Genomic DNA, 9,375 nt, shown 5'->3' with positions numbered 1-9,375 from the left:
GCCCGGCAACTACGTGAAGAAACCGATGCGGGAATGCACTGGCGAGGAGATCTGCGAGGAATGGCTCTACCATATGGGCGTGCCGACCGACAAAATCGCGGAATTGGCCCGAAACCATGCGAACACGGTTCCGGTGATGATGCCGTACATCGACGCGTTCTTCATGCCGCGTTCCGCCGGCGACCGTCCCGACGTGGTGCCCGATGGCGCGGTGAACTTCGCGTTCCTCGGCCAGTTCGCGGAGACTCCGCGCGACACGATCTTCACCACCGAATATTCGATGCGCACCGGTATGGAGGCCGTGTACACACTATGTGACGTGGACCGCGGCGTGCCGGAAGTGTGGGGGTCGGTGTACGACGTGCGCAATCTGCTCAACGCCACGGTGATGCTGCGCGACGGCAAGCCGATCACCGACATGAACCTCAACTTCGTGGAGAAGGCGGTGCTGAAGCAGATTCTGAAGAAGCTCGGCTCCACCGACATTCCGACGTTGCTGAAGGAATACGGCGTGATCTGAACCGATTCGCCGATTCGAGACGGTCGCGGGCGCTCCCGGCAAGCCTCGAACCATTATCATCGCGAAGATGCAAAAAGGTGGGAACCCGCAATATGCGGGTTCCCACCTTTGCCATGTGTTTCATGCGGCCGCCGCATCATTCACGCGGCGACCACATCACATCACTTCTGGCCCTGAGCTGCGACGGCGGCGGCACCGGCAGCGGCAGCTTCCGGATCCAGGTACTCGCCACGCGGCTTGATCGGCTTGAAGTTCTCGTCCAGCTCGTACAGCAGCGGCATTGCGGTCGGGATGTTGACCTTGGCGATCTCCTCTTCGGAGAGGTTGTCAAGCATCTTCACGATGGCGCGCAGGGAGTTGCCGTGGGCGGCGATCAGCACGGTCTTGCCGGCCTTCAGCTCCGGCTCGATGTCGGACTTGAAGTACGGCTCGACACGCTTGACCACGTCGGCCAGGCACTCGGCTTCCGGAACCGGATCGCCGGTGTAGCGCGGGTCGTTGTTCTGCGCGTACTGGTCGTTCGGATCGATCTCCGGCGGCGGGGTGGCGTAGGAACGACGCCACAGCATGAACTTCTCGTCACCGTACTCTTCACGGATCGTGGTCTTGTTCTTGCCCTGCAGAGCGCCGTAGTGGCGCTCGTTCAGACGCCAGCTGCGCTTGACCGGAATCCACAGGCGATCGGCCTCGTCCAGTGCGACGTTGGCGGTGTTGATGGCGCGACGCAGCATCGAGGTGAAGACGATGTCCGGAAGGACGTTCTTCTCCTTGAGCAGGCGGCCGCCGTTCTTGGCCTCCTCGACACCCTGCTCGGTCAGCGGGACGTCGACCCAGCCGGTGAACTGATTGGTTTTATTCCATGCGCTCTGTCCATGACGGAGCAATACTAGTTTGTAAGTCATACTGTGCAGTCTATTAGCCGAGCCAGACGAATGGGAGCCCTCCCAACGTTGACGCCTGTAAGGCGTTGCCGACAAAAGCACATGCGGCAGCCAACGAGCTCATTGAGCACAAGGGCAATGCCTGACGCCACTGTTCTTGACGAACTGCGTTCTTGGATCGCACCACCAACACCACGCACAGTACGATGCCAGCCAATGCGGCAACAGACAGCAGCAGAGACAGCCAGTCAGTCGTTCCCCAAGTCGGACAGTTGATGCCATATTCCGAGCACTCACACTTGGCATCTACTTCCGCAGGCAAAGCAACAAGCTGATCCAATATCCAGAGATACACCGACGACGGCATGGCACACACCGCGGTCAACACTGTTGCCAAGCCGATGGCACGGCAATACCAGCGCCGGCCTTGTGGCACGCCAATACGCACGATCAACGTACGTTTGCCATGACTGGCATCTGCCTGCGCATCACGTAGATTATTCACCATCATCACGCCGACGGAGAACAGACCGGCGATGATGCCACCGATTACGCCCATTACCGTCACTGTGTTGCACAGCGCTATCTGAGTGCCCAGAACAGGAACCGGACCAAAGAACACGAACGAAGCAGCCTCACCGAATCCCTGATAGCCATAGGGATGTTTGCCATTGGTATATCCCCATGCTGCCAATAAGCACAACAGTCCCAGAGCAATGAACCACCAACACTCAGTGATGATAACGACGGCAAGCCCGGCTACGCATGCCGTTAACGCGGCAATGGATGCGGCCACCATCACCTGTTTCGGATTCACGCCTGATGCCACCAGACGTTGCGGACCTGCATTATCGCTGGTTCTTGCGGCATCCGCGCCCCGCATGCCGTCCGCATAATCATTGAGATAGTTCACCGTGATCTGCAAACCGACCGCCACCACGATGCACAGCATGGCAACAACACAAAACCACCGCATTGCAAGGCCGCACCCCTTCCATTCGTAGGGATATGGCCAATGTGTCATTAAACGCCCCATACCTGGCGGACACTCATCCAGATCGTCCAGCGACGCCCAACGCCAGCTGGCGGCGATGCCGATGAGTACCGGAGACAAGCCCAGCGGCAGCGTTTTCGGACGAGCGCCGCGAATCCAAATCGATACCTGCATGAACGCCATTCTACGTTCGGTTCAGGTTTCTTGGCGTCCCCATTTTTCGGTGAGCCATATGGCGATCGCCTGGCTGCGCGTTCTGGCGTCGAGTTTTAACATGACACGCTTGGTGTGGGTTTTGACCGTGTTCTCGGAGAGACCAAGCCGTTCTCCCACCTGCTGCGTGGTCAGACCATCCGCATATCCGCGCATGATCGCCTCCTCGCGTTCCGACAGCGCAACGGGTTTCCGTTCCGCGGCGCGGGACAGTCTGGCATATGCCTTGTCAGCCGTTTCGAACCGCAGCCCCGGCATACTGTCCGACAATTCGGGCGGCATATATGTCAGGCCGGCGGCCACTTGCTCCACGGCCATGCCGATATTCCGCAGATTGCGTTTCGCCACGACGCCCTGCCCTCCTGCATCGGCGATCTGCGCCGCGAACCGATGCAGCGGAAACGACGTGATCGCCAGAACGGGCATGTTGTTGTTCTCGCCGCGAATCGCCCTGCATACGGCGGCGCCGTCCATGTCGGACAGCGACATATCCAGCAGAAGCATACCGGGCCGAGTCTGTTCATCACGGCACAGCCGCACCGCCTTGCCGCCGAGCACGCATCGCCAGACGACGCTTCCCGCGCCAAATCGTTGCTCCAGATATGCGGACAGCGCCGCCAAGGTCAGCTCGTCGTTGTCCACGATGCCGATTCGCATCGGCTGATCCTCATTCATATGTTCCATCATCACCCTTCCAGCGGAATGTCGGCGGACACCGTCCATGCACCGTCTTCTTGGGAGCTATGCAATGTTCCGCCAATCCTTTCGATCGCGTCACGGTGGAAAGCAATGCCTCTGCCTGAAACGGGCCTCCGATACGCGCGCCCTTCGCCTGATTCAGGGATGGAATTGGTCTCGGTCACATGCAGATGGCCATTTTCGACATTCACGAACACCGCGTATGGCTGGCTGGGAGCGGCATGCCCGGCGATATTGGCGTACAGCTCATCAAGCAGCCGCATGCATTCGTCGGCTCGTTCGCGCCCAATCTCAAACGATTCCCCTGTTTCTGCAACATGGCTTTCGCCAGCGAATCCCAACGAATGCAGGCGATTGTCACCTTCCTTGCAATGGGCTCGGACCATATCGGAGAACGAGCCGTTGTGCGCCGCAAGGCGATCCCTATTCCCGCCATCGGTGCGTAAGGACTCGGTCTCGTCGGCATGTCCGAGGATGTCAATGACGGCATGGACGTTGTCCATCGTGTGTTGTGCGGTCTCATCGATCCGCTGCCAGGCCGCACGCTCAGTATCGGAGATTTGCGGATCATCCACATGCTGCTGGGCGACGAACGCGATGTACGACAGCCCGCCGGTCACCGTATCGTGGGTTTTGCTGGCAAGCATGGTGTCACGCTCCATCATCGACATGCGATACTGTGCCTGTTCCAGACGACTGTTACGGTCGCGCAATGCATCGACCAGCCTGCGATGCATGACGACGAACGCGTAGCACAGCCAATATGCCGCATAGACGACGCATAGCGCAATGCCGAGAACCGCCAGCCAACGCCAGCCGTAGATGCCATAGACGACCATGACCGCCGTGCCGGCCAGCGGAATCCCGTAACCGCCGATGATCGCATATGCCGTGTCATTGTCGATGAACGACGCCAACATGCTCAGCCAAGCCGGATTCCATGGCTGTTTTGCATCTGTGCCGATGCCGTCCGGAATCACACGCTCCCCGCGTACGACATGCACGATATACGCGCCGCGATTGACGATGAAATACACGGCGTACGCAACCGCGAACACCGCGCTGACGCATGCATACGCAGCGTTGCCGTCCTGCGAATACAGCCATCCGGCCGCCAATGCGACAGCGATCAACGGCAGCGACCTGCAATCGAATCTGCGTTCATGCTCGATGTCGTCCTTGTCGAGGAACACCTCGCGCAGGAAACCACGCACTCCGGCAGGTTCGGAATCCCGCTTCGTGGTTGCTGCCTTCTCCTGGTTCGACATATTATGCCTCTTTTCAATACGGAACCATATCCGATTCCCTATCAAAGAGCAGGCGACAGCCCAAGGCAACGAAGCTGTCACCCGTTTGGAACGCATATTTAAACGTCCCCTTATCGGGTGACAGTTTTCTATGCGCCTTTCCTCAAAACCACTTACTTTGAAACTGTCAAATCCAAGAAGAAAGGACGGACATATGAAGAACGCCGGAATCCAAACACTTGCAGTTATTGCAACATGTGCAACACTACTATCAGGAGGGACCGTGGCAGTGGCTTCAGAGCCAGTTCCTGGTGCTGTTCCAGAATCCACGGTTTCTATTTCACGCCAAGAGGAAAATCAACTTCTTCGGCAACTTTCTGAAGAAGAACGATCGGAATTTATAGCAGCAATGGCATCTGCAAACGTTTCATCCGCTACGCAATATGAAATTCTGCAGATTCTAACGGACCGCGAAAATAAGCCAATGACTCGTGGAGCAGTAGGCAACGTTGCTAAAGCCCTCAAAATCGCCGCAAAAATCTTTAGAGGAGCAAAATGGCTCGGTAAGCTTTCCGGGTTTCTGCAGAAGCCAGAAAACTGGGCTGCCAATAAAATTGAACGGTTCCTACGGCAACAGGGCGTTAACGCCAATACCGCGCATACGGTCGCAAAACTCCTGGCGTCAATCCTCATCTAAAATCACTCAATTGAGTCAAAGATAAAGAGATCCACGTGAAAATTCAGAGAACAATTACAGTGTGGCCGCTCCCTTACAATAATCAGCAACCGCTCAAGAGCAGAAGATCCTTCCCCGAACGCCTGCCTTGATTTTTATGCACAAGAACCTGTCACCGACCAAAATGAAGAAGCTGACGGCCCAGAAGGTCGTCAGCTTCTTCATTTTACGCCAAACCGATATGCATCGAGCCTCACTTAATTCAGCGGCTTCAGATTTATACATGGATGGCTCCGGCGGGCTGACGGCCCACCGGACCGTCAGCTTTCCCGCCTCGCGTGAAGATGATGGTCTCGCAGATGGTGGCGCCAGTCAGCGCGGCGCCGATGACCACCGGAGCGATTGCCAACGGCAGCGTCTTCAAGCGAGCGCCGCGAATCCAAGTCGATACCTGCATGAACGCCATTCTAAAGTCATATCCGCGGCTCGATTTCCAGCCATCCGTCAATCCGCGATCCACCGTCAAATAATGTTCAGCTGATTCAGTGGACGAGTGAGACGTAATGCACGAACCCGCGATTGTTCCTGAATCCAATCAGCAGCTTTAGGTTCAATTGCTCGGGCAATCCACATGAGATTGTCGCAGCATTCGTCAAGATACCGATTTTCCTTAGCGAAATCCGGCATCACAATATGCTCCTGATGACTAAGCCGATTCCTCAAATCTCGCATCATTTTGACATGATGCTCAAACACAGAACGTTTGCGAAGAGGATAATTGGGCATGCCGCCATTTTTGGGATTCACTATAGCTTTCCAAACCGTCTGTTCAAGACGTCCAGTCAGCAGGAAACACCACGACCCAAGCATCATGCCACTAATCACACGCCCGGGAAGCACTTGTTTATTAGCGTGTCGGATGTTCTTTTCGATTTCAGCTATGGAATCGTTGAACCTTGTTGATCGAGCCGTGCTGAAACGGTAGCGATCATTATCGTGATACCAATCAACACGACCGCTATCTTCGACCAACCGTCTTGATATGAAATTACGCAACAATACTTCAATATGCGCTATATCTTCCAGCAAGGCCTTGGATATTCGCTCATTCCAAACATACAAATCGACCGCATCGCATCCAGTATTTTGCGCTGAATGGATATACGTTTCCATCCGATCCGAGGAAAACCATTCTTGTAAATCCTGCAAGGATGCATTCACCATGTCTGTCATGAAAGTTATACTACTGGTGAATGCCCCGGAACGTCACTCATGCGAAATATCATGAAACCCCGGGGATTTTCTTTTCCCTTCAGTGCCGTCAAGCTTTCAGATAAGTGACCGTAATACCGGAAGCCCTTAGGATGGAACGCCATTCTAAGTGCGATTCAGGTTTCCCGGCGACCCCATTTTCGGTGAGTCATATGGCGATCGCCCGGCTGCGCGTTCTGGCATTGAGCTTCGCCATGGCACGCTTGGTATGGGGCTACGCGAGATGGCGCACATCGTTGATTGGGCACCGCTACGCATCGGCTTCCTTTGGCCATTATGGGACAAAAACAATCAGACCTTCGTCGACAAATTCGTCAACACGATAGTGATGAATGTGGCCTAGCTCACACGGCGCGTCTAGCTTCAATGTTTCTCAGGCATTCCCCAGCTATCCTCCGCAGCAGCACGAAACACCAGCTGAAGTCACATTCTCAAATACGAAAAGGGCGCTCCCCATCGGGAAACGCCCTCAAATCTTATTGCCTCAGTTCAGTGGTTTCATTTTTAGAAGATGGCTCCGGCGGGCTGACGGCCCACTGGGCCGTCAGCTTGTCCGCCTCGCGTCAAGCCGCTGAACTGAGCTTCGCTCAATTCAGCGGTTTGACCAGCGGGAAGGTGATGGTCTCGCGGATGGTGGCGCCGGTCAGGGCGATGAGCAGTCGGTCGATGCCCATGCCCATGCCGCCTGCCGGAGGCATGCCCACGCCGAGGGCCTCCAGGAAGTCCTCATCGATGTCGCAGGCCTCCTCGTCACCGGCGAGCGCGTCCTTGGCCTGGGCCACGAAACGTTCGCGCTGCACGACCGGGTCGTTGAGTTCGGAGTAGCCGGTGGCCAGTTCGAAGCCGCGCACGTACAGATCCCACTTCTCGACCACGCCCGCCTTGGAGCGGTGGCCCTTGACCAGCGGGGAGGTTTCGACCGGGAAGTCGCGCACGAAGGTCGGCTCGTACAGCTTGTCCTCGTAGAAGTGCTCCCACAGGTGTTCGACGAGCTTGCCGTGGTTCTCCACATCGTCGCGCTCCACACCGAGCTTGTCGGCGATCTCGCCCAAGTGCTCCACGGAGGTGCCGGGGTTGTCCGGACCGCCGTTCGGCACGATCTCCTCGCCCAAGGCTTCGGAGAGGGAGTCGTACATGCTGATGGTCTTCCATTCGCCGCCGAAATCGTATTCGGTGCCGTCCAGCAGGGTCACCTTGTGGCTGCCGAACACATCCATGGCGGTGTCCTGCACGAGCTGCTTGACGAGCGCGCCGATGGTGTCGTAGTTGCCGTAGGCCTGGTATGCCTCGACCATGGTGAATTCCGGCGCGTGGGTGGCGTCGACGCCTTCGTTGCGGAAGTCGCGGTTGATTTCGAACACGCGGTCGATGCCGCCGACGAGGCAGCGCTTGAGGAACAGTTCCGGCGCGATGCGCAGGTAGAGGTCCAGGTCGAAGGCGTTCATGTGCGTGGTGAACGGACGTGCCGCGGCGCCGCCGTGCACGGTCTGCAGCATCGGGGTCTCGACCTCGAGGAAGTCGTGGTCGGCGAAGGTCTTGCGCAGGGAGGCGACGGCCTTGGAACGGTTGCGCACCATGTTGCGGATCTTCTCGTCCGCGATCATGCCGATGTACGGCTTGCGGGTACGGGTGTCTTCGTTCAGTTCCTTGTGCAGGGCAGGCAGCGGCTGCAGCGCCTTGGCGGCGATGGCCCATTCGGTGGCGAACACGGACAGTTCGCCGGTCTTGGAGGCGATCACGCGGCCCTTGACGAACAGGTGGTCGCCCAAGTCGACCAGCTGCTTGAACTGCTTGAGGGAGTCGGCGCCGATCTCCTTCTTGGAGATCATGCCCTGGATCTTGGTGCCGTCGCCGGCGGCGAGCTGCACGAAGCACAGGCCGCCCGCGTTGCGCAGGAACAGCACGCGGCCGGCGATGCCGACCACGTCTTCGGTCTCGTCGCCCGCTTCGAGCTTGCCGTCGTACTTGGCACGGACCTCTTCGATGGTGGCGGTGACGTCGAGGGTCACCGGGTAAGGCTGGATGCCCTCCTTGAGCATCATGGCGCGCTTGGCCACGCGCATCTGCACCTGCTCGGGGTGGGCCAGCGGGCCGAATTCCTTGTTGGACGGGTCCACGGCCTCGTCCAAAGACGCGCCGTCGTCGATCTTGGCGCGGATGGCAGCATCCTGCTGCAGCAGCATTTCGGCGCGTTCCACCGTGGTCATCGTGGGAACTGCGGACTCTTCTTCGTTCTGGTTCTCTTGGGATTCATTGGTCTCAGTCATAAGCAAACAGTGTACCGAGGTGCCACTACACAACACACGACACGCCGGCCTTGCATACCGTCCGACTTCGTGTAATATAACCAACTGTTGCCAAACGGGCTGTAGCGCAGCTTGGTAGCGCGCTTCGTTCGGGACGAAGAGGCCGCGGGTTCAAATCCCGCCAGCCCGACAACTGAAAGGCGGAACTTCGGTTCCGCCTTTTTTCATATCCATCCCGTTTCCCAAACCACCGACGTTGAGCGATATGCAGGCGTCGATGGTTTGGGAAATCGGCTGGGTTGCATTCCACACTCCAGGATTCCGAGAGAATAAGGAACACATGAAGAGAAGCATATTGGCCTTGGCGTCAGGCGCGTTCATTCTGGGCGCGGCCGAGTTCGTGATGATGGGCATCCTGCCCCAGACCGCAGCCGCCATGCATGTGAGCATCCCCACGGCGGGCCATTTCATCTCCGCATACGCGATCGGCGTGTGCGTCGGCACGCTGATTCTGGTGTTCGGCCGCAAGGTGCCACCAAAGAACCTCATCATCCTGTTCATGGCGATCGCGCTGGTGGGCAACACGCTGAGCGCGGTTTCCATCAACGCCCCCATGCTGCTGGCCGC

10 protein-coding genes, 1 tRNA gene and 1 pseudogene (1 of these 12 running past the window's edge) are annotated in these 9,375 nt (G+C 57.5%); 5 read left to right on the top strand and 7 right to left on the bottom strand.

Annotation, left to right across the window (positions count from 1 at the left end):
- A partial coding sequence (locus tag B3C64_RS04410; RefSeq protein ID WP_291533999.1) for an oleate hydratase occupies window positions 1-520 on the top strand: 520 nt, incomplete at its 5' end.
- 161 nt (window positions 521-681) lie between these two features.
- Here B3C64_RS04410 and B3C64_RS04405 read toward each other — a convergent pair.
- Genes B3C64_RS04405 through B3C64_RS04390 form a run of 4 tightly spaced genes read right to left on the bottom strand, consistent with a single transcriptional unit; the run spans window position 682 to window position 4,884 of the window.
- On the bottom strand, window positions 682-1,422 hold the full coding sequence (locus B3C64_RS04405; RefSeq protein WP_291533998.1) for a phosphoglyceromutase: 741 nt from the start codon (window positions 1,420-1,422) through the stop codon (window positions 682-684).
- A 13-nt stretch (window positions 1,423-1,435) separates the two neighbouring features.
- The gene (menA, locus tag B3C64_RS04400) at window positions 1,436-2,569 is read right to left on the bottom strand and encodes a 1,4-dihydroxy-2-naphthoate octaprenyltransferase (protein WP_291533996.1); all 1,134 of its coding nucleotides are present in this window, start codon (window positions 2,567-2,569) and stop codon (window positions 1,436-1,438) included.
- A 21-nt stretch (window positions 2,570-2,590) separates the two neighbouring features.
- Window positions 2,591-3,283: a response regulator transcription factor gene (locus B3C64_RS04395; RefSeq protein ID WP_291533995.1), complete on the bottom strand. Its 693-nt coding sequence runs from the start codon at window positions 3,281-3,283 to the stop codon at window positions 2,591-2,593.
- Window positions 3,284-3,294: 11 nt separating this feature from the next.
- The gene (locus B3C64_RS04390) at window positions 3,295-4,884 is read right to left on the bottom strand and encodes a hypothetical protein (protein ID WP_291533994.1); all 1,590 of its coding nucleotides are present in this window, start codon (window positions 4,882-4,884) and stop codon (window positions 3,295-3,297) included.
- Here B3C64_RS04390 and B3C64_RS04385 point away from each other — a divergent pair.
- Complete coding sequence (locus tag B3C64_RS04385) at window positions 4,838-5,251, top strand: hypothetical protein (RefSeq protein ID WP_291533993.1); 414 nt, start codon at window positions 4,838-4,840, stop codon at window positions 5,249-5,251. The genes B3C64_RS04390 and B3C64_RS04385 overlap by 47 nt on opposite strands.
- A gap of 256 nt (window positions 5,252-5,507) precedes the next feature.
- On the opposite strand, the gene B3C64_RS04380 is transcribed toward B3C64_RS04385, so the two are convergent.
- Window positions 5,508-5,687, bottom strand: coding sequence for a hypothetical protein (locus B3C64_RS04380; protein ID WP_291533992.1), 180 nt, complete (start codon window positions 5,685-5,687; stop codon window positions 5,508-5,510).
- A 65-nt stretch (window positions 5,688-5,752) separates the two neighbouring features.
- Entirely contained in the window at window positions 5,753-6,463 is a 711-nt protein-coding gene (locus B3C64_RS04375) for an Abi family protein (protein ID WP_291533991.1), read from the bottom strand.
- 148 nt (window positions 6,464-6,611) lie between these two features.
- Here B3C64_RS04375 and B3C64_RS04370 point away from each other — a divergent pair, with 148 nt between their 5' ends.
- On the top strand, window positions 6,612-6,845 hold the full coding sequence (locus B3C64_RS04370) for a hypothetical protein (RefSeq protein ID WP_291533989.1): 234 nt from the start codon (window positions 6,612-6,614) through the stop codon (window positions 6,843-6,845).
- 244 nt (window positions 6,846-7,089) lie between these two features.
- Here the strand turns inward: B3C64_RS04370 and lysS are convergent, their stop codons facing one another.
- Complete coding sequence (lysS, locus tag B3C64_RS04365; RefSeq protein ID WP_291533987.1) at window positions 7,090-8,769, bottom strand: lysine--tRNA ligase; 1,680 nt, start codon at window positions 8,767-8,769, stop codon at window positions 7,090-7,092.
- Window positions 8,770-8,864: 95 nt separating this feature from the next.
- Here lysS and B3C64_RS04360 point away from each other — a divergent pair.
- A tRNA-Pro gene (locus B3C64_RS04360) sits at window positions 8,865-8,938 on the top strand.
- 150 nt (window positions 8,939-9,088) lie between these two features.
- Window positions 9,089-9,375, top strand: a pseudogene (locus tag B3C64_RS04355) (MFS transporter) (it continues 909 nt past the right edge of the window).

The organism is Bifidobacterium sp. UBA6881, assembly GCA_002451435.1.
In the GTDB taxonomy this organism is placed as follows: domain Bacteria; phylum Actinomycetota; class Actinomycetes; order Actinomycetales; family Bifidobacteriaceae; genus Bifidobacterium.
The sequence above is the reverse complement of the archived record's forward strand: the minus strand, read 5'-3'. Positions and strand labels throughout refer to the sequence as shown.

Excerpts from the sequence above, each read along its gene's own strand:
- lysS (WP_291533987.1), bottom strand. The coding sequence starts at position 8,769 with ATGACTGAGACCAATGAATCCCAAGAGAACCAGAACGAAGAAGAGTCC.
- B3C64_RS04405 (WP_291533998.1), bottom strand. The coding sequence starts at position 1,422 with ATGACTTACAAACTAGTATTGCTCCGTCATGGACAGAGCGCATGGAAT.
- B3C64_RS04375 (WP_291533991.1), bottom strand. The coding sequence starts at position 6,463 with ATGACAGACATGGTGAATGCATCCTTGCAGGATTTACAAGAATGGTTT.
- B3C64_RS04380 (WP_291533992.1), bottom strand. The coding sequence starts at position 5,687 with ATGCAGGTATCGACTTGGATTCGCGGCGCTCGCTTGAAGACGCTGCCG.
- B3C64_RS04395 (WP_291533995.1), bottom strand. The coding sequence starts at position 3,283 with ATGAATGAGGATCAGCCGATGCGAATCGGCATCGTGGACAACGACGAG.
- menA (WP_291533996.1), bottom strand. The coding sequence starts at position 2,569 with ATGCAGGTATCGATTTGGATTCGCGGCGCTCGTCCGAAAACGCTGCCG.